Annotated in this window: 19 protein-coding genes; 4 read left to right on the top strand and 15 right to left on the bottom strand. The window is 63.9% G+C overall.

The genetic code is table 11. The features are described 5' to 3' along the window. Nucleotides 1–5: 5 nt before the first annotated feature. Entirely contained in the window at nt 6–698 is a 693-nt protein-coding gene (phoB, locus tag G474_RS0118285) for a phosphate regulon transcriptional regulator PhoB (protein WP_026688201.1), read from the bottom strand. 126 nt (nt 699–824) lie between these two features. Here phoB and G474_RS0118280 point away from each other — a divergent pair, with 126 nt between their 5' ends. The 3 genes from G474_RS0118280 to G474_RS0118270 are packed head-to-tail and all read left to right on the top strand — an operon-like array spanning nt 825 to nt 2581. After that, nucleotides 825–1244, top strand: coding sequence for a gamma-butyrobetaine hydroxylase family protein (locus G474_RS0118280; RefSeq protein ID WP_026688200.1), 420 nt, complete (start codon nt 825–827; stop codon nt 1242–1244). A gap of 3 nt (nt 1245–1247) precedes the next feature. Beyond that, nucleotides 1248–1985 carry a bifunctional demethylmenaquinone methyltransferase/2-methoxy-6-polyprenyl-1,4-benzoquinol methylase UbiE gene (ubiE, locus tag G474_RS0118275; protein ID WP_026688199.1) on the top strand — a complete coding sequence of 246 codons (738 nt, stop codon included), beginning with the start codon at nt 1248–1250 and terminating at the stop codon, nt 1983–1985. Nucleotides 1986–1996: 11 nt separating this feature from the next. Next, complete coding sequence (locus G474_RS0118270; RefSeq protein WP_051282428.1) at nt 1997–2581, top strand: ubiquinone biosynthesis accessory factor UbiJ; 585 nt, start codon at nt 1997–1999, stop codon at nt 2579–2581. Nucleotides 2582–2649: 68 nt separating this feature from the next. Here the strand turns inward: G474_RS0118270 and G474_RS0118265 are convergent, their stop codons facing one another. The 13 genes from G474_RS0118265 to mnmG all read right to left on the bottom strand — a co-directional run bounded on the left by G474_RS0118265 (nt 2650) and on the right by mnmG (nt 13791). After that, nucleotides 2650–3075, bottom strand: coding sequence for a F0F1 ATP synthase subunit epsilon (locus G474_RS0118265; protein ID WP_026688197.1), 426 nt, complete (start codon nt 3073–3075; stop codon nt 2650–2652). A gap of 28 nt (nt 3076–3103) precedes the next feature. Beyond that, the gene (atpD, locus tag G474_RS0118260) at nt 3104–4507 is read right to left on the bottom strand and encodes a F0F1 ATP synthase subunit beta (RefSeq protein ID WP_026688196.1); all 1404 of its coding nucleotides are present in this window, start codon (nt 4505–4507) and stop codon (nt 3104–3106) included. Nucleotides 4508–4531: 24 nt separating this feature from the next. Continuing rightward, nucleotides 4532–5392, bottom strand: a complete 861-nt coding sequence (gene atpG / locus G474_RS0118255) for a F0F1 ATP synthase subunit gamma (RefSeq protein WP_026688195.1) — start codon at nt 5390–5392, stop codon at nt 4532–4534. 18 nt (nt 5393–5410) lie between these two features. Continuing rightward, on the bottom strand, nt 5411–6949 hold the full coding sequence (gene atpA / locus G474_RS0118250; protein WP_026688194.1) for a F0F1 ATP synthase subunit alpha: 1539 nt from the start codon (nt 6947–6949) through the stop codon (nt 5411–5413). Nucleotides 6950–6958: 9 nt separating this feature from the next. Beyond that, the gene (locus G474_RS0118245; RefSeq protein WP_026688193.1) at nt 6959–7492 is read right to left on the bottom strand and encodes a F0F1 ATP synthase subunit delta; all 534 of its coding nucleotides are present in this window, start codon (nt 7490–7492) and stop codon (nt 6959–6961) included. Between the two features lie 5 nt (nt 7493–7497). After that, entirely contained in the window at nt 7498–7968 is a 471-nt protein-coding gene (locus G474_RS0118240; RefSeq protein ID WP_026688192.1) for a F0F1 ATP synthase subunit B, read from the bottom strand. Nucleotides 7969–8006: 38 nt separating this feature from the next. Next, the gene (gene atpE / locus G474_RS0118235) at nt 8007–8252 is read right to left on the bottom strand and encodes a F0F1 ATP synthase subunit C (protein ID WP_026688191.1); all 246 of its coding nucleotides are present in this window, start codon (nt 8250–8252) and stop codon (nt 8007–8009) included. A gap of 62 nt (nt 8253–8314) precedes the next feature. Then, entirely contained in the window at nt 8315–9178 is an 864-nt protein-coding gene (gene atpB, locus G474_RS0118230; RefSeq protein ID WP_026688190.1) for a F0F1 ATP synthase subunit A, read from the bottom strand. 1 nt (nt 9179) lies between these two features. Next, nucleotides 9180–9521, bottom strand: coding sequence for an ATP synthase subunit I (locus G474_RS0118225; RefSeq protein WP_026688189.1), 342 nt, complete (start codon nt 9519–9521; stop codon nt 9180–9182). 125 nt (nt 9522–9646) lie between these two features. Further along, on the bottom strand, nt 9647–10495 hold the full coding sequence (locus G474_RS0118220; RefSeq protein ID WP_026688188.1) for a ParB/RepB/Spo0J family partition protein: 849 nt from the start codon (nt 10493–10495) through the stop codon (nt 9647–9649). Next, complete coding sequence (locus G474_RS0118215) at nt 10492–11262, bottom strand: ParA family protein (protein ID WP_026688187.1); 771 nt, start codon at nt 11260–11262, stop codon at nt 10492–10494. The genes G474_RS0118220 and G474_RS0118215 overlap by 4 nt, the downstream gene beginning before the upstream one ends. A gap of 31 nt (nt 11263–11293) precedes the next feature. Further along, nucleotides 11294–11911: a 16S rRNA (guanine(527)-N(7))-methyltransferase RsmG gene (gene rsmG / locus G474_RS0118210; protein ID WP_026688186.1), complete on the bottom strand. Its 618-nt coding sequence runs from the start codon at nt 11909–11911 to the stop codon at nt 11294–11296. Beyond that, a complete protein-coding gene (mnmG, locus tag G474_RS0118205; RefSeq protein WP_026688185.1) occupies nt 11908–13791 on the bottom strand; it encodes a tRNA uridine-5-carboxymethylaminomethyl(34) synthesis enzyme MnmG in 1884 nt (627 codons plus the stop codon). The genes rsmG and mnmG overlap by 4 nt, the downstream gene beginning before the upstream one ends. A 193-nt stretch (nt 13792–13984) precedes the next feature. On the opposite strand from mnmG, the gene G474_RS0118200 reads away from it, so the two are divergent. Next, nucleotides 13985–15682: a tetratricopeptide repeat-containing response regulator gene (locus tag G474_RS0118200; protein WP_026688184.1), complete on the top strand. Its 1698-nt coding sequence runs from the start codon at nt 13985–13987 to the stop codon at nt 15680–15682. Here the strand turns inward: G474_RS0118200 and G474_RS21610 are convergent. Further along, nucleotides 15679–17052 (bottom strand): chloride channel protein, encoded by a 1374-nt coding sequence (locus G474_RS21610; RefSeq protein WP_051282427.1) that lies wholly within the window; start codon nt 17050–17052, stop codon nt 15679–15681. The two genes, G474_RS0118200 and G474_RS21610, sit on opposite strands and share 4 nt — an antisense overlap. Nucleotides 17053–17069 lie beyond the last annotated feature (17 nt).

Raw genomic sequence — 17069 nt, 5'->3', positions numbered from 1 at the left:
CCGTATCAGTCCGGATGCACGGAGAAACGGTAACCGCTGCCCCGCACCGTCTGCACCAGCCAGTCATGGCCGGTGGCTTCCAGGGCGCTGCGCAGCCGGCGGATATGCACATCCACGGTGCGCTCTTCCACGAACACGTGGTCGCCCCAGACCTGGTCCAGGAGCTGGGTGCGGCTGTGCACCCGTTCCGGGTGGGTCATGAAGAAATGCAGCAGGCGGAACTCGGTGGGCCCCAGGACCACGGACTGCCCGTTGCCCAGCACCCGGTGCGTGACCGGGTCCAGGGACAGCCCTTCCACTTCCACCGAATCCTCGGTCATCTGGGGGGCGCGCCGGCGCAGTACGGCCTTGATGCGGGCCATCAGCTCCCGGGGCGAAAAAGGCTTGGTGACATAGTCATCGGCCCCCGCTTCCAGGCCGGCCACCTTGTCCACTTCCTCGGAACGGGCAGTGAGCATGATGATGGGCACGTCCCGGGTGCGCTCGTCGGCCCGGAAACGACGGGCCAGCTGGATACCGGAAACCCCGGGCAGCATCCAGTCCAGCAGGATCACGTCGGGCACCGCGTCCCGCACGTGGCTCAAGGCCTGTTCCCCATCCTCGGCCCGCAGCACCGAATGCCCGGCCAGCTGCAGGTTGGCGGCAATCAGTTCCTGGATTGCCGGTTCGTCTTCGACTACGAGAATGTTGGCTGCCATTGTTTTAGACCCCCCGATTTATTTCATGATTGGGCGAAGTCTATGAAGCTGAGATTACCGAATGATGACAGCCCGCAAGGGCCCGGGCAACTGGGTTAAACTAACGGCCCTTGATGAGGAGCTTCCATGGCCGGTCTCGACAATTCCACGCCCATCCCCGAGGAAATCCTGCTGCACCAGCAGTCCTGCATCGTCGAAATCGCCTACCCCGGTGGCGAACGTCATCACCTGAGCTGCGAGTTCCTGCGCGTATTCACCCCTTCCGCCGAAGCCCGAGGCCATGGCCCCGGCCAGGAAGTGCTCCAGTACGGCAAGAAGGACGTGCAGATCCAGCGCATCGAGCCAGTCGGCAATTACGCCCTGCGCTTCGTCTTCTCGGACGGTCACGATTCCGGCCTCTATTCCTGGGATCTGCTCCACAACCTGGGCAAGCATCGGGACGAACTCTGGCAGGAATACCTGCTGCAGCTGGAAAAACAAGGCCGCTCCCGGGAAGCCGGCCCCGAAACGACCTCCCAACCCGCCACCTCCTGCAAAAAGCACTGACCCATGAGCGACAACACCACCCACTTCGGCTTCCAGAAGGTCAATGAGAGCGAAAAGGCCCGCAAGGTGGCCGAGGTTTTCGATTCGGTCGCCAGCCGCTACGACCTGATGAACGATCTCATGTCCGCCGGCCTGCACCGGCTCTGGAAAGCCTTCACCATCGCCCAGAGCGGTGTGCGCGAGGGCTCCCGGGTCCTGGACATTGCCGGGGGCACCGGCGACCTGTCCCTGGCCTTTGCCAAGAAGGTGGGCAAGAGCGGCCAGGTGGTGCTCACCGACATCAACAACGCCATGCTGAGCCGGGGCCGCGACAGGCTGCTGGACAAGGGCTACCCGGTTCCGGCCACCCAGTGCAACGCCGAGTTCATCCCTTTCAAGGATGACACCTTCGACTGCGTCACCGTGGCTTTCGGCCTGCGCAACATGACCCACAAGGACCATGCCCTGGCGGAGATGCGCCGGGTGCTCAAACCGGGGGGACGGCTCCTGGTGCTAGAGTTCTCCCACGTCTGGAAGCCCCTGGCACCCCTTTACGACTTCTACTCCTTCAACGTCATTCCCAAGGTGGGCCAACTGGTCACCCAGGATGCAGCCAGCTACCAATATCTGGCCGAGTCCATCCGCATGCATCCGGACCAGGAGACCCTGAAAGGCATCATGGAATCCGTGGGCCTGGAAAAGGTGGAATATTTCAACCTCAGCCTGGGCATCGTCGCCCTGCACCGGGGCTACAAGTTCTAGGGCCCGCGCCGATGATGCCCCTCACTCCCCTCCTGGGCGCCGCCCTCAACCACCTGCTGCAAGGGGCCGAGTGGGCCCGCCTGCGGCTGCGCCCCTTTGCCGGCCAGAGCCTGGCCCTGGAGCTGGGGCCCCTGAGCCTGCATCTGACCGCCACCGCCGAGGGCCTGTTTTCCAGCCAGGGGGCCGCTGCCCCGGCCGTCAGCATCAGCCTGCCAGCCAGCGCTCCCCTGCTGGCCCTGCAGGATGTGGATCTGGTCATGCAGCAGGCCAGGATCAGCGGCAATGCCGAATTCGCCGAAACCCTGAGCTTCGTGTTCCGCAACCTGGATTGGGACGTGGAAGCAGATCTGGCGCCCTTGCTGGGGGATATTCTCGCCCACCGGCTGGTCAGCACCGGCCGCAGCCTGCAACGCCACCTGCGCCAGGCCAGCCTGAACATGGCGGCCAACCTGAGCGAGTACGCCCGGGACGAAGCCGGCCTGCTGGCCAGCCCGGCCCAGATGCAAGGCTTCAGCCAGCAATTGCTGACGCTGCGGGATGACGTGGCCCGCCTGGAAAAGCGCTTGCAACACCTGGAACGCTCCCCCCAGCCCTAAAGCCCAGGGTTTCACGACGCAAAAAAAGGCAGCCCGGAGGCTGCCTTTTTCACCAGAGCCGACTGGAATCAGTGGATGGCGTTCTTCATCTTCTTGATGGCCTGGAGCTGAGCAATGGCCTGGGCCAGCTCGGCTTCGGCAGAAGCGAAGTCCATTTCGCCCTGGCGGTTGGCCAGCGCTTCTTCGGCACGCTTCTTGGCTTCCAGAGCCTTGGCTTCATCCAGGTCGGCGGCACGGATGGCGGTATCGGCCAGCACGGTGATCATGTGCGGCTGAACCTCCAGCATGCCTCCGGAGACATACACCATCTCGAAGCGATCCTCGTCAGGCACCTTCAGGCGAACGGTACCGGGCTTGATCCGGGTCAACAGCGGCGTGTGCCGCGGCATGATGCCCAGTTCGCCGGCTTCGCCGGGGAATACTGCGAACTCGACGAGGCCGGAGAAGATTTCTTCTTCGGCGCTCACCACGTCCACATGTACAGTCATTGCCATAGCAGGCTCCCTTCCTTAACGGGCTGCATTACTGCAGCGTCTTGGCCTTCTCGATGGCTTCCTCGATGCCGCCCACCATGTAGAAGGCTTGCTCGGGGAGGCTGTCGCACTCGCCGGAAACGATCATCTTGAAGCCCTTGATGGTTTCCTTCAGCGGCACGTACTTGCCGGGAGAGCCGGTGAACACTTCGGCCACATGGAAAGGCTGGGACAGGAAGCGCTGAATCTTACGAGCGCGGGCCACGGCCAGCTTGTCCTCGGGAGACAGTTCGTCCATACCCAGAATGGCGATGATGTCGCGCAGTTCCTTGTAGCGTTGCAGGGTCATCTGCACGGCGCGGGCCACGGAGTAGTGCTCCTCGCCCACCACCTGGGGATCCAGCTGACGGGAGGTGGAGTCCAGGGGATCCACGGCGGGGTAGATACCCAGGGAAGCGATGTCCCGGGACAGCACGACGGTGGAGTCCAGGTGCAGGAAGGTGGTGGCGGGGGACGGGTCGGTCAAGTCATCCGCAGGCACATACACGGCCTGGATGGAGGTGATGGAACCCACCTTGGTGGAGGTGATCCGTTCCTGCAGGCGGCCCATTTCTTCAGCCAGGGTGGGTTGGTAACCCACGGCGGAAGGCATACGGCCCAGCAGAGCGGACACTTCGGTACCGGCCAGGGTGTAGCGGTAGATGTTATCCACGAAGAACAGGATGTCACGGCCTTCGTCACGGAAACGCTCGGCCATGGTCAGGCCGGTCAGGGCCACGCGCAGACGGTTGCCGGGGGGTTCGTTCATCTGACCGAACACCATGCCGACCTTGTCCAGCACGTTGGAGTCCTTCATTTCGTGATAGAAGTCGTTCCCTTCACGGGTACGCTCACCCACGCCGGCAAACACGGACAGACCGCTGTGTGCCTTGGCGATGTTGTTGATGAGCTCCATCATGTTCACGGTCTTGCCCACGCCGGCGCCGCCGAACAGACCCACCTTGCCGCCCTTGGCGAACGGGCAGATCAGGTCGATCACCTTGATGCCGGTTTCGAGCAGTTCCACGGAGGGAGACAGCTCGTCGAACTTGGGCGCAGCCTGGTGGATGGAACGACGTTCATCGGTGGCGATGGGGCCGGCTTCGTCGATGGGACGACCCAGCACGTCCATGATGCGGCCCAGGGTAGCGTGGCCGACAGGAACGGAGATGGGAGCACCGGTGTTGTTCACCTTCATGCCGCGGCGCAGGCCGTCGGAAGAACCCATGGCGATGGTACGCACCACGCCGTCACCCAGCTGTTGCTGCACTTCGAACGTCAGACCCTTTTCGGCCATGTCGTTTTCGCTGCCAGCATCAAGCATCAGGGCGTCATACACTTTCGGCATCTGGTCGCGGGGGAACTGGATGTCCACCACGGCGCCGATGCACTGCACGATTGAACCTTGACTCATATTAAATCCCCAATATCAATAAGCTTAAACCGCTGCCGCGCCGCTGACGATCTCGGACAATTCCTTGGTGATGGCTGCCTGGCGGGCCTTGTTATAGACCAGCTTCAGTTCACCAATCACGTTCTTGGCATTGTCGGAGGCCGACTTCATGGCCACCATCCGGGCGGATTGCTCGGAGGCCATGTTTTCAGCGACCGCCTGATAGATCAGCGCTTCCACGTAGCGCACCAGCAGGTCGTCGATGACGGCCTGGGCGTCGGGCTCGTAGACATAGTCCCACTTGGTGCTGGTGGAACCCACGGCTTCGCCGGACAGGGGCAGCAACTGCTCGATGACCGGTTCCTGCTTCATGGTGTTGATGAAGCGGGTGGAAGCGACGTAGACCGCGTCGATTTCTCCGGCAACGAAGGCATCCAGCAGGACCTTGATGGGTCCGATCAGCTTTTCCAGGTGCGGGGTGTCGCCCAGACCCACCACGTGGGAGACGACGTTCGCACCGGCGCGCTGCATGAAGCCGAAGCCCTTGTTGCCGATACAGGTGGCGCGCAACTTGACGCCGGCTGCATCCCATTCCTTCATCTTGGCCAGGACCTGACGCAGCACGTTGCTGTTCAGGCCACCGCACAAGCCCTTGTCGGAAGTGATCACGATGAGGCCAACATTCTTGACTTCACGGTTGATCAGGAACGGGTGTTTGTACTCGGTAAGCGCATGGGACAGGTTGCCCGCCACACGCCGGATCTTCTCGCCATAGGGGCGGGCGGCACGCATCCGGTCCTGCGCCTTGCGCATTTTGGATGCGGCCACCATTTCCATGGCCTTGGTGATCTTGCGCGTATTTTCTACGCTCTTGATCTTGTTACGAATTTCCTTGCCGCTAGGCATGGCGCTCTCCCCGTTGGATTAGACCCAGGTGCCCTTGAAGGCGGTGATGGCGGCAGCCAGCTGCTTCTCGGATTCGCCGTCCAGCTCCTTGGTCGTTTCCATCTTGTTCATCAGGTCGGCTGCATTCTGCTTCAGGTAAGCCTGCAGGGCCTTTTCGAACTCCAGGGCGCGCTTGACTTCCACGTCGTCGTAGAAACCCTTGTCAGCTGCGTACAGCGTGACGGACATTTCGGAGACGCTCATGGGAGAGTACTGGGCCTGCTTCATCAGCTCGGTCACCAGACGGCCACGCTCCAGCTGCTTGCGGGTGGCTTCGTCCAGGTCGGAGGCGAATTGGGCGAAGGCAGCCAGTTCGCGGTACTGGGCCAGGGCCAGACGCACACCGCCGCCCAGCTTCTTGACGATCTTGGTCTGCGCAGCACCACCGACGCGGGACACGGAGATACCGGCGTTGATAGCGGGACGGATACCGGCGTTGAACAGGTCGGTTTCCAGGAAGATCTGGCCGTCGGTAATGGAGATCACGTTGGTCGGCACGAAGGCGGACACGTCACCTGCCTGGGTTTCGATCACGGGCAGAGCGGTCAAGGAACCGGTCTTGCCCTTCACGGCGCCGTTGGTGACCTTTTCCACCCACTCTTCGGAAACGCGAGCGGCACGCTCGAGCAGACGGGAGTGCAGGTAGAACACGTCGCCGGGGTAGGCTTCGCGGCCGGGAGGACGACGCAGCAGCAGGGAAACCTGACGGTAGGCCCAGGCTTGCTTGGTCAGATCGTCATAAACGATCAGGGCGTCTTCGCCGTTGTCGCGGAAGTACTCGCCCATGGTGCAACCGGAGTAGGGGGCGATGTACTGCAGGGCGGCAGATTCGGAAGCGGTGGCAGCCACGACGATGGTGTATTCCATGGCGCCATGCTCTTCCAGCTTGCGCACCACGTTGGCCACGGTGGAAGCCTTCTGGCCCACAGCCACGTAGATACACTTAACGCCGGTACCCTTCTGGTTGATGATGGCATCCACAGCCACGGCAGTCTTGCCGGTCTGACGGTCGCCAATGATCAGTTCGCGCTGGCCGCGGCCGACGGGCACCATGGAGTCGATGGACTTCAGGCCGGTCTGAACGGGCTGGGACACGGACTTACGCCAGATCACGCCAGGGGCGACCTTTTCGATCTTGTCGGTCAGCTTATTGTTCAGGGGACCCTTGCCGTCGATGGGCTGGCCCAGGGAGTTCACCACGCGACCCAGCAGTTCGGGACCCACGGGAACTTCCAGAATGCGGCCGGTGCACTTGACGGTGTCGCCTTCGGAAATCTGTTCATATTCACCCAGAACCACGGCGCCGACGGAGTCGCGTTCCAGGTTCAGGGCCATGCCGAAGGTGTTGCCGGGGAATTCCAGCATTTCACCTTGCATGACGTCTTGCAGACCGTGCACACGGCAGATGCCGTCGGTCACGGAAACAACGGTACCCTGCGTGCGGGTTTCAGCGCCCACTTGCAGGTTTTGAATCTTGCTTTTGATCAGCTCGCTGATCTCGGACGGATTCAACTGCATATAAATCTCCTAGTTCTTGAGCGCAGTGGCCATGGCTTCGAGCTTGCCGCGTACGGAAGCATCCAGAACCTGGTCACCCACCGCCACCCGCACGCCACCGATAAGTTCCGCTTCCACCACGACGGTGGGCGCAAGCTTGGTCTTGAAATGTGCTTCCAGCTGGGGCATCAGGGCCGCAATATCAGCATCGGTCAGGGGAAAGGCGGTTTGCACCACGGCTTCCTTGACACCATCTTCTGCAGCTTTCTGAGCCTCGAACAGCGCGGAAATTTCCGGCAGCAGGGTCAGTCGCTCATTGTCCGCGAGGACGCGGATGAAATTGCCGAGCGCGGCATCGTTGTCTTCAGCCAGTGAAACAACCAGCTGGGCGACCTGCTCGGCGGACAGTTTGGGATTGCCGATCACCTCGGCCATCTCCGGGTCCTGGGCGATCAGGGCCAGGCGCTGAAGGCGTCCTGACCAGGCTCCCAGTGCCCCTGCTTCCTTGGCGATGCGAAACACGGCTTCGGCGTAGGGGCGGGCGATGGTGACAGTTTCAGCCATAAGCGTTACAGATCCTGTTTAATTGCGGACAGCAATTCGGCATGGGCCTTGGCGTCGATCTCGCGGCGCAGAATCTTTTCGGCACCGGCCACAGCCAGGGCAGCGACGGATTCCCGCAGTTGCTCCTTGGCGCGTACGGCTTCCTGTTCTGCATCAGCCTTGCCGGCAGCGACGATGCGCTCAGCCTCGACCTTCGCCTGGGCCTTGGCCTCGTCGATGATCTGGGCGGCACGCTTTTCAGCCTGGGCCAGGAGTTCTGCGGACTTTTCCTTGCCTTCGCGCAGGGCTTCTGCGGAACGCTTGGTAGCCAGTTCGAGATCGTGTTTACCGCGTTCGGCGGCAGCCAGACCGTCCGCGATCTTTTTCGCACGCTCGTCGAGTGCCTTCACAATGGGCGGCCACACGAATTTCATCGTGAACCACGCCAGAATGAAGAACACAACGAGCTGGGCGAACAGCGTTGCGTTCAGATTCACGGTTTCAGTCCCCTATCAGAGAGTTAAAGGGGAGCCGATTACAGCTTGAAGGGGTTGGCGAAGGCGAACATCATCGCGATACCAACGCCGATCAGGAAGGCGGCGTCGATCAGACCGGCCAGCAGGAACATCTTGGTCTGCAGTTCGTTCATCAGTTCAGGCTGACGGGCGGAGGCTTCAATGTACTTACCACCCATCAGGCCGATACCGATACAAGCACCGATAGCACCCAGACCGATGATCAGACCGGCAGCCAGCGCGACAAAACCCAAAACTTGTTCCATGACAACTCCTTGCTAAGTTAAAAGTAAAACAAAGTTAAAAAACTACCAAAGACAACAAAATCTTAATGCGACTCGTGGGCCTGACCGATGTACACCAGGGTCAGCATCATGAAGATGAAAGCCTGCAGGGCCACGATCAGGATGTGGAAGATGGCCCAGATGGAACCGGCAACGATGTGGCCGGCCCACAGCAGGGGACCGGTCAGACCGGCGCTGCCCCAGGCGGCACCCATCAGGGCGATCAGCATGAACACCAGTTCGCCAGCGTACATGTTGCCGAACAGCCGCATGCCGTGGGACACGGTCTTGGCCAGGAACTCGATCATCTGCATGGCGAAGTTGATCGGGTACAGCACCGGGTGGCTGCCGAAGGGGGCGGTGAACAGTTCGTGAATCCAGCCGCCCAGACCCTTGATCTTGACGTTGTACCACAGGCAGACCAGGAGGACGCCGATGGACATGCCCAGGGTGCCGTTCAGGTCAGCGGTGGGCACGACGCGCAGATAGGCGTGGTGGTCACCGGTGGCGGTCTGCCACAGGGTGGGCAGCAGGTCCAGGGGCAGGAAGTCCATGGAGTTCATCAGGAAGATCCAGACGAACACGGTCAGGGCCAGAGGAGCCACGAACTTGCGGGACTCCTCGTGATGCACGATGCCCTTGGCCTGGTTGGCCACCATTTCCAGCACGATCTCGACGGCAGCCTGCATGCGGCCCGGCACACCGGAGGTCACGTTGGCGGCGACGCGCCACATGACGAACAGACCAAGCACCCCCATCAGGATGGAGAAGGTCAGGGTATCCAGGTTGATGACGCTGAAGTCAATGACGGACGTCTGGGCATGACCCGTGGTGTTCAGGTGGGTCAGGTGGTGGACAATGTACTCGCCCGCGGTGGGGCCGTGTGCTGCGGCTGCTTCAGTAGACATGTCAGGATTTCTTCCAAAAAGCAAAAAAACTCGCTTGCAATACAACCGCCATTCCGATCAGCAGGCTGGGCCAGTGCATGTCCGGATACAACTTGATGGCGACTGCCAACAATCCTATGGTTGCTGCGACCTTGATGAACTCGCCGATGAAGAACTGGGCCGGGAGGGATGTTCCCGGACGCTTCGACACCGCTTTCAGACGCAGGGCAAACCAGGCACTGGGCAGGATACAGGCGATCCCCGCCAGGCCTGCCGAAATCGCCCCCCGCGTTCCGACAAGTAAACCGGCAATCAACACGATGATTATGGTGGCGCCAAGTTGCAGGTAAATTGCTTTAATCATGGCGCTTTGCGGTTATTGCCGGCCGCCGCATACAAAACCTAAATAATATAAGACTTAAGGAGGCATTCGTCAAACAAAATGTCAGTCTGACGTAAGTAATATTGCACTGCAACAGAAGCTTGTCATCAGCGCAGGCGCCCCAGCAATCCTTCCAGTTGGTCCAGGTCGCCGAAGGCAATGCTGACCTTGCCGGCTCCCTTCTTGTTGGCCCGGATCTGCACCGTGGCCCCGAGAACGTCGGACAACTCTTCCTCCAGGCGCAGCAGGTCCCGGTCCGGCTTCTGCTCCACGGGCTGGGCGGGAGGATTGAGGCGGCGCTGCACCAGGCGCTCCGCTTCCCGTACCGAAAGTCCCTTCTGGATGATCAGCTGGGCCAGCTGCACCTGATCGGCTGCCGCCAGAGGTAGCAGAGCCCGGGCGTGGCCCATGTCCAGCTTGTTGTCCAGCAGCAGCTCCTGGACCGGCGCACACAGCTGCAGCAGCCGCAGCAGGTTGGAGGCGGCCGGCCGGGAACGGCCCACGGCGTCGGCGGCCTGCTGATGGGTCAGTTTGAATTCGTCCACCAGGCGCTGCAGGCCCAGGGCTTCTTCCAGGGGATTGAGGTTTTCCCGCTGGATGTTCTCGATCAGGGCCATGGCCAGGGCCTGCTCGTCGGGAATGTCCCGCACCAGCACCGGCACTTCGGTCAGACCCGCCTTCTGGGCGGCGCGCCAGCGGCGCTCGCCGGCCACGATCTCGTAACGCTCGGCCCCTGGTGTGGCATCGATGGCCCGCACCAGGATGGGCTGCATGATGCCCTGGGCCCGGATGGAAGCCGCCAGTTCCGCCAGGGAGGCTTCGTCCATGCGGCTGCGGGGCTGGTACTTGCCCGGCCGCAGGCGGTCTATGGGCAGCTCCCGTTGCTCGTCCGGACGCTTTTCGTTCCCCGCCGACAGCAGGGCATCCAGACCCCGGCCCAGTCCCTTGGGTTTCATGGGCTCACCTCGGCGGGCAGCATCCGGCCCAGCATTTCCTGAGCCAGGGCCAGGTAGGCCTGGGCGCCCCTGGAGCTCCGGTCGAAGGCCAGCACCGGCTTGCCGTAGGAGGGCGCCTCGGCCAGACGCACATTGCGGGGCACGATGGTGCTGTAGACCTTGTTGCCGAAATGGCGCTCCAGTTCGCTGGAGACCTGTTGGGTGAGGGTGCTCTGGGGGTTGTACATGGTGCGCAGCAGCCCCTCGATTTCCAGGCGGGGATTCAGGTGGGCGCGCACCTTCTTCAGGGTTTCCACCAGATCCGAGAGCCCTTCCAGGGCGTAGTACTCGCACTGCATGGGAATCACCACCGAATCGGCCGCCACCAAGCCATTCACGGTGAGCATGTTGAGGGCGGGCGGGCAGTCGATCAGGACGAAATCGAAGGGTGCATCCTGGAGGGCGTCGCGCAGCCGGAATTCCCGCCGTTCCAGGTCCACCACCTCCACCTCGGCCCCGGCCAGCTCCCGGTTGGCGGGCAGGACGGAAAAGCCGAATTCGGTTTCCAGGCAGGCCTGGGCCAGGCTCACCTGGCCCAGCAGCACCTGGTACACCGTGGGCAGGGCCTCGCGCTTGAAGATGCCGGCGCCGGTGGTGGCGTTGCCCTGGGGGTCCAGGTCGATCAGCAGCACCCGGCGCCCCTCCTGGGCCAGGCTGGCGGCCAGATTGACCGCCGTGGTGGTCTTGCCCACGCCGCCTTTCTGGTTGGTGATGGCTAACACTTTCATGGTTTCTACCTTTCCGCGCCTGCTGTGCAAATCAATCCAGCCGCAACATCACCAGATGCCGCTCGGCTTCCAGCCCCGGGACCCCCAGGGGCTCCACCGCCTGAATCCGGATGTCGGCCGGCAGGGCCGCCAGTTCCGCTTCGGGCCGTTGGCCTTTCATGGCCAGCCAGCAGCCGCCCGGAGCCAGCAGATGCCGGGTCAGACGGACGAAATCCGCCAGTTCGGCAAAGGCCCGGGAGGTGATCATGGCATAAGCACCCTGCAGTTCCTCCACCCGGGCGTGGCGGGCCTGGACGTTGGCCAGCCCCAGCTCGATGGCCGCCTGCCGCTGGAAGGTGGCCTTCTTCTGCACCGCATCCACCAGGGTCACCTGCAGCTCGGGGCGGACGATGGCCAGGGGGATGCCGGGCAGGCCGCCGCCGCTGCCCACGTCCAGCAGGTTGGCACCGTTGACCCAGGGCAGGATGGCCAGGGAATCGAGCAGGTGGTGGGAAATGGCCTGGGCCGGATCCTTGAGGGCGGTGAGATTGTACGTCCGGTTCCACTTCAGCAGCATGTCCCGGTAGGCCAGCAGCTTTTCCGCCGCCCCGGCGGGCAGCTCCAGGCCCATGGCGTCCAGGCCCGCCTGGAGTTGTTGCAGGTCGCTCATGCGCCGGCCCTCCCCAGACGTTTCAACTGGATCAGCAGCAGGGAGATGGCCGCCGGGGTGATGCCCTGGATGCGACTCGCCTGGCCCAGGGTCTCGGGCTTATGCTGGCGGAGCTTCTGCTGCACTTCCCGGGAGAGGCCCGGCACTTGGCTGAAATCCAGGTCGGCCGGCAGGGCCAGGTGTTCATACTCGGCGGCCTTGGCCACCTCTTCCCGCTGGCGGTCGATGTAGCCCTGGTACTTGGCCTGGATTTCCAGCTGCTCCACCGCCTGGGCATCGGCCAGGGCTTCACCGGCCCCGGGCAGGGTCAGCAGGTCGGCGTAGCTCACGTCGGGCCGACGCAGCAGCTCGAAGAGGTTGTATTCGTGGTCGATGGCCTTGCCCAGAACCCGCACCGCATCGGCTTCCGGCAGGGTCTGGGGGCGCACCCAGGTGCTCTTCAGGCGCTCGGCTTCGGCGGCAATGGCATCCCGCTTGCGGCAGAAGGCATCCCAGCGGGCATCGTCCACCAGGCCCAGTTCCCGGCCCTTCTCGGTGAGGCGCAGGTCGGCATTGTCTTCCCGCAGCTGCAGGCGGTACTCGGCCCGGCTGGTGAACATGCGGTAGGGCTCGGAGACGCCGCGGGTGATGAGATCGTCCACCAGCACACCCAGGTAGGCCTCGTCCCGGCGCGGGCACCAGGCTTCCTTCTCCTGCACCTGCAGGGCGGCGTTGACGCCCGCCAGCAGGCCCTGGGCGGCCGCTTCCTCGTAGCCGGTGGTGCCGTTGATCTGGCCGGCGAAGAAAAGGCCGTTGATGGCCTTGCTCTCCAGGGAGGACTTCAGCCCCCGGGGATCGTAGTAGTCGTACTCGATGGCGTAGCCGGGGCGCAGGATGTGGCAGTTCTCCATGCCGCGGATGGAACGCACGATCTGCAGCTGCACGTCGAAGGGCAGGCTGGTGGAAATGCCGTTGGGGTAAATCTCGTGGGTATCCAGGCCCTCCGGCTCAAGGAAGACGTGGTGGCTGTCCTTGTCGGCAAAGCGGTGGATCTTGTCCTCGATGGAAGGACAGTAGCGGGGACCGACGCCCTCGATCACCCCGGTGTACATGGGGGAGCGGTCCAGGTTGGCGCGGATGATGTCGTGGGTGCGGCTGTTGGTGTCGGTGATCCAGCAGGGCAGCTGCTTCGGGTGCTGGGCCGCGTTGCCGAGGAAGGAGAACACCGGCAGGGGATCATCCGAGTACTGGGGCTCCATCACCGAGAAGTCGATGCTCTTGCCGTCCAGGCGCGGAGGCGTGCCGGTCTTCAGGCGCCCCTGGGGCAGGGCCAGTTCCTTCAGGCGGGCCGCCAGGGAGACGCTGGGAGGGTCGCCCATGCGGCCCCCGGTGTAGTTCTGCAGGCCGACGTGGATCAGGCCGTTCAAGAAGGTGCCGGCGGTCAGCACCACCGCCCGGGCTTCGAAGCGCACCCCCAGCTGGGTCACGGCCCCCACCACCCGGTCGCCTTCGACGATCAGGTCGTCGCAGGCCTGGGCGAAGAGGGTCAGGTTGGGCTGGTTCTCCAGGCGGGTGCGGATGGCCTGCTTGTACAGCACCCGGTCGGCCTGGGCGCGGGTGGCGCGCACCGCCGGGCCCTTGGAGGCGTTGAGGATGCGGAACTGGATGCCGCCCTCGTCGGTGGCCGCCGCCATGGCGCCGCCCAGGGCATCCACCTCCTTCACCAGGTGGCCCTTGCCGATGCCGCCGATGGAGGGATTGCAGCTCATGGCCCCCAGGGTTTCCAGGTTGTGGGTCAGGAGCAGGGTGCGCGCTCCGGCCCGGGCAGCCGCCAGGGCCGCCTCGGTACCGGCGTGACCGCCGCCGACGACGATGACATCGAAACGCGTGGGAAAGATCATGATCTGGAAATCGGGGCCCGGTACGGCAGAAACGGGCAAAGGCAGAGGGAGGGCGATTTTACGTCAGAGCGCTGAAAATTCACAGTTTTTGGCAGCTTTGCCGAAATGCCGGGCCGGCCCGGAAAGCCGCGGGCTTGCTGGCCGCCGGGAACTGGCGTAGCTTCGCAAACCACACGTTTCATGCCCTTTTCCCATGGATTCATCAGAAACCGCCGCCAATCTGCTCGCGGCCATGCAATCGGAACTGCAGCGGCAGCGGGTCCTGATCATCGATCGCCATCCCCCGGCCCGGGAATCCCTGCGGCTGATGCTGGCCAACCTGGGCATCACCCAGGTCCATGGGGCGGGCAGCTCGGCGGAAGTGCTGCGCCAGGTCAAGAACAACCGGTTCGACATCGTCCTGTCCGACTACATCCTGGACGACGGCCGGGACGGCCAGCAACTGCTCGAGGAACTGCGCCACCAGCGACTGCTGCCCCTGTCCTCGGTGTACATGATCGTCACCAGCGAACGCAGCTACCACAACGTGGTGTCCCTGGCCGAGCTGACCCCCGACGACTACCTGATCAAGCCGTTCACCGCCGACATGCTGCAGACCCGCCTGGCCCGGGCCCTGTACAAGAAGCACATCCTCAAGCCCATCTACACCTGCATGGCCAGGGGCGCCTACGACGAGGCCATCGCCGCCTGCGACCAGGTGATCACCGAATTTCCCGCCTACCAGCTGGAAGCCCAACGCTTCAAGGGCGAACTGCTCCAGGCCCAGGGCCGGCTGGACGAAGCCCTGCGCCTCTACGAAGGGCTCCTGAGCCTGAAATCCATACCCTGGGCCAAGATGGGCCTGGCCATGGTGGCCCGCAGCCAGAACCGGCTGGACGATGCCGAGCAGCTGGCCATGGAACTGGTGGCGGAAAACCCGGACTTCCTCTCGGCCTATGATTTCCTCTCCCTGGTGCGGGAATCCCAGGGCCATCTGGTGGAGGCCCAGGAAGCCCTGCAGGAAGCCGCCCTGCGGGCCCCCCACAACACCTTGCGCCAGCGCCTGGTGGGGGACCTGGCCCTGCAGAACAACGAACTGGAGCTGGCCGAACGGGCCTTCAGCAAGGTGCTGGAACGACACCGGGGTTCCAGCCTGCGCTCGGTGGATGACTACACCAGCCTCTCCAAGGTGCAGCTGGAAAAAGGCAACATCAACGGCGCCCGGGAAGTGATCCGCAACCTGCGCCGGGACTGGCGCGGGGAAAAGCAGGGCGAACTGGCGGCCCTGGTCATGGAAAGCATGGCCTGCAGCAAGGAAGGTGACGAGCAGAAATCCCGGCAGCTGGTGGAACAGGCCATGGAGCTGCACCGGGATCTGGCCACCGAGCTGGGCCCCGAGGGCCTGGACTCCAAGCGGCTGACCGTGGACCTGGCCCACGCCTGCATGGAAAACGGCAAGGACGAGGAAGCCCACCAGCTGCTACGCCAGGTGGCGGCCGAAAATCACGACGACTTCCGGGTCATTTCCCACATCGAAGGCGTGTTCGAAAAGACCGGCCAGGGCGACGTGGGCCGGGCCATGCTCCAGGAAGTGGGGGCCGAGATCGTCGCCCTCAACAACCAGGGGGTGCTGGCCGCCCACGGCGGAGACCTGCGGGCCTCGGTGGACATGCTGATCAGCGCCGCCGACCGGGTGCCCAACGTGCAGTTCCTGGTCAATGCCACCCGGGCCATCCTCACCTACATGGACCAGCGCGGCTGGGACGCGGACCTGGCAGCCCGGGGGCTGGATTACCTGCAGCGGGCCCAGGCCAAGGCGCCGCGCAATCCCAAGGTGCTGCTGGCCCGGGAAATCTACACCCAGGTGGCGCGCAAGTACGGCATCTCCACCGGCGACCCGGAGCTGGGCTAGGCCCGGGGCTCCGGCGCCGGGGGCGGTGCCTGGCGGGCCACCAGCGCCGCCGCCAGGGTGGGATAAAGGGGCGCGCTGATCAGGCGCGACAGGCCCGAGGAGAGCAGGGACACCGCCATCAGGCCGATCACCAGGGAATAGCCATCCACCATCTCCATCACGATCACGAAGGAGGTGATCGGCGCCTGGGTCACGGCCGCCAGGAAGCCTGCCATGCACAGGGCCAGGAGCATCCCCGGGGCAGCAGTCTGGTCCAGCAGCGGGGCCAGATCGTGGCCGAGGCCGGCACCGATGGACAGGGCCGGGGCGAAGATGCCCCCGGGCAGGCCGGACAGGTAGGCCATCAGGGTGGCCACGAACTTGGCCGGGCCAAAATACCAGGGGATGTTGCCCTCCGCCTCCAGCAGGGCCTGGGTCTGCTCCAGGCCGCTGCCATAGACCACCCCGCCGGTGACCAGCCCCAGGCAGGCCACCAGCAGGCCGCAGGCGGCGGCAAACCACACCGGCCGGTCACGCCGGAAATCCGCCAGGGGCCCCCGCCAGGCCGTGGCGCCGATAATCATCAGGCGCGCAAACAGGCCGCCAGCCAGGCCGCAGACCAGGGCCGACAGGGCCACCGCCTTGAGCTGGTCCCCGTCGCCGCCGATGATCAGGATGTTGCCGAAGTAATTGCCGCTCCCCATCAGGGCCTGGGCCGTCACACCGGCCAGGACGATGGCGGTGATGATCAGGCCGGACATACGCGCCTCCACCCCCCGGCTCATCTCCTCGATGGCGAACATGATCCCCGCCAGGGGCGCATTGAAGGCCGCCGCGATCCCCGCCGCGCCGCCTGCCACCAGCAGGTGGTTGCGCTGGATGTGCAGGGAGCGGGGCAGCAGGCCGTGGATGGCATGCATCAGGGAAGCCCCCACCTGCACCGTGGGGCCCTCCCGGCCCAGGGAAAAACCACAGCCCACGGCACTGGCGCCCACCAGAATCTTGCCGGCAATGATGCGCAGGGAGAGCAGGGGCCTCCAGCCCCGGGCATCGGCCGGACGCTGCATCTCCGCCAGGGCCTGGGGAATGCCGCTGCCCTCAGCCCCGGAAAAGTAGCGTCGGGTGATCCAGACGCACAGGGCGCCGCCCAGGGGCGTGAGCACCAGGGGCAACCACCAGTAACGGGCCGCTCCCTGAACGAACTGGTGACTCAGGAACTCGGACAGCTCCGCAAACAGCACCGCCAGCAAGCCCACCCCGATGGCCCCGCCCCAGAACACCAGCCGCCCCAGCCACAGGGTGACATAGGCCTTATGGCGCCAGCGCCGCAGGGGCAGGGCGGCCAGAACCCGGGAAGAATACTGGCCGAGGGCTTGAAACAGGAATCTCATGGATCCTCCGCCGGCTC

The sequence above is a fragment of the Azovibrio restrictus DSM 23866 genome (assembly GCF_000429665.1).
Taxonomy (GTDB): Bacteria; Pseudomonadota; Gammaproteobacteria; order Burkholderiales; family Rhodocyclaceae; genus Azovibrio; species Azovibrio restrictus.
This window is presented reverse-complemented; position numbering and strand designations above follow the sequence as displayed.

Excerpts from the sequence above, each read along its gene's own strand:
- atpD (WP_026688196.1), bottom strand. The coding sequence starts at position 4,507 with ATGAGTCAAGGTTCAATCGTGCAGTGCATCGGCGCCGTGGTGGACATC.
- atpA (WP_026688194.1), bottom strand. The coding sequence starts at position 6,949 with ATGCAGTTGAATCCGTCCGAGATCAGCGAGCTGATCAAAAGCAAGATT.
- G474_RS0118280 (WP_026688200.1), top strand. The coding sequence starts at position 825 with ATGGCCGGTCTCGACAATTCCACGCCCATCCCCGAGGAAATCCTGCTG.
- G474_RS0118225 (WP_026688189.1), bottom strand. The coding sequence starts at position 9,521 with ATGATTAAAGCAATTTACCTGCAACTTGGCGCCACCATAATCATCGTG.
- G474_RS0118215 (WP_026688187.1), bottom strand. The coding sequence starts at position 11,262 with ATGAAAGTGTTAGCCATCACCAACCAGAAAGGCGGCGTGGGCAAGACC.
- G474_RS0118270 (WP_051282428.1), top strand. The coding sequence starts at position 1,997 with ATGATGCCCCTCACTCCCCTCCTGGGCGCCGCCCTCAACCACCTGCTG.
- G474_RS21610 (WP_051282427.1), bottom strand. The coding sequence starts at position 17,052 with ATGAGATTCCTGTTTCAAGCCCTCGGCCAGTATTCTTCCCGGGTTCTG.
- G474_RS0118200 (WP_026688184.1), top strand. The coding sequence starts at position 13,985 with ATGGATTCATCAGAAACCGCCGCCAATCTGCTCGCGGCCATGCAATCG.
- rsmG (WP_026688186.1), bottom strand. The coding sequence starts at position 11,911 with ATGAGCGACCTGCAACAACTCCAGGCGGGCCTGGACGCCATGGGCCTG.
- G474_RS0118245 (WP_026688193.1), bottom strand. The coding sequence starts at position 7,492 with ATGGCTGAAACTGTCACCATCGCCCGCCCCTACGCCGAAGCCGTGTTT.
- atpG (WP_026688195.1), bottom strand. The coding sequence starts at position 5,392 with ATGCCTAGCGGCAAGGAAATTCGTAACAAGATCAAGAGCGTAGAAAAT.
- atpB (WP_026688190.1), bottom strand. The coding sequence starts at position 9,178 with ATGTCTACTGAAGCAGCCGCAGCACACGGCCCCACCGCGGGCGAGTAC.
- mnmG (WP_026688185.1), bottom strand. The coding sequence starts at position 13,791 with ATGATCTTTCCCACGCGTTTCGATGTCATCGTCGTCGGCGGCGGTCAC.
- G474_RS0118265 (WP_026688197.1), bottom strand. The coding sequence starts at position 3,075 with ATGGCAATGACTGTACATGTGGACGTGGTGAGCGCCGAAGAAGAAATC.
- G474_RS0118220 (WP_026688188.1), bottom strand. The coding sequence starts at position 10,495 with ATGAAACCCAAGGGACTGGGCCGGGGTCTGGATGCCCTGCTGTCGGCG.
- ubiE (WP_026688199.1), top strand. The coding sequence starts at position 1,248 with ATGAGCGACAACACCACCCACTTCGGCTTCCAGAAGGTCAATGAGAGC.
- phoB (WP_026688201.1), bottom strand. The coding sequence starts at position 698 with ATGGCAGCCAACATTCTCGTAGTCGAAGACGAACCGGCAATCCAGGAA.
- atpE (WP_026688191.1), bottom strand. The coding sequence starts at position 8,252 with ATGGAACAAGTTTTGGGTTTTGTCGCGCTGGCTGCCGGTCTGATCATC.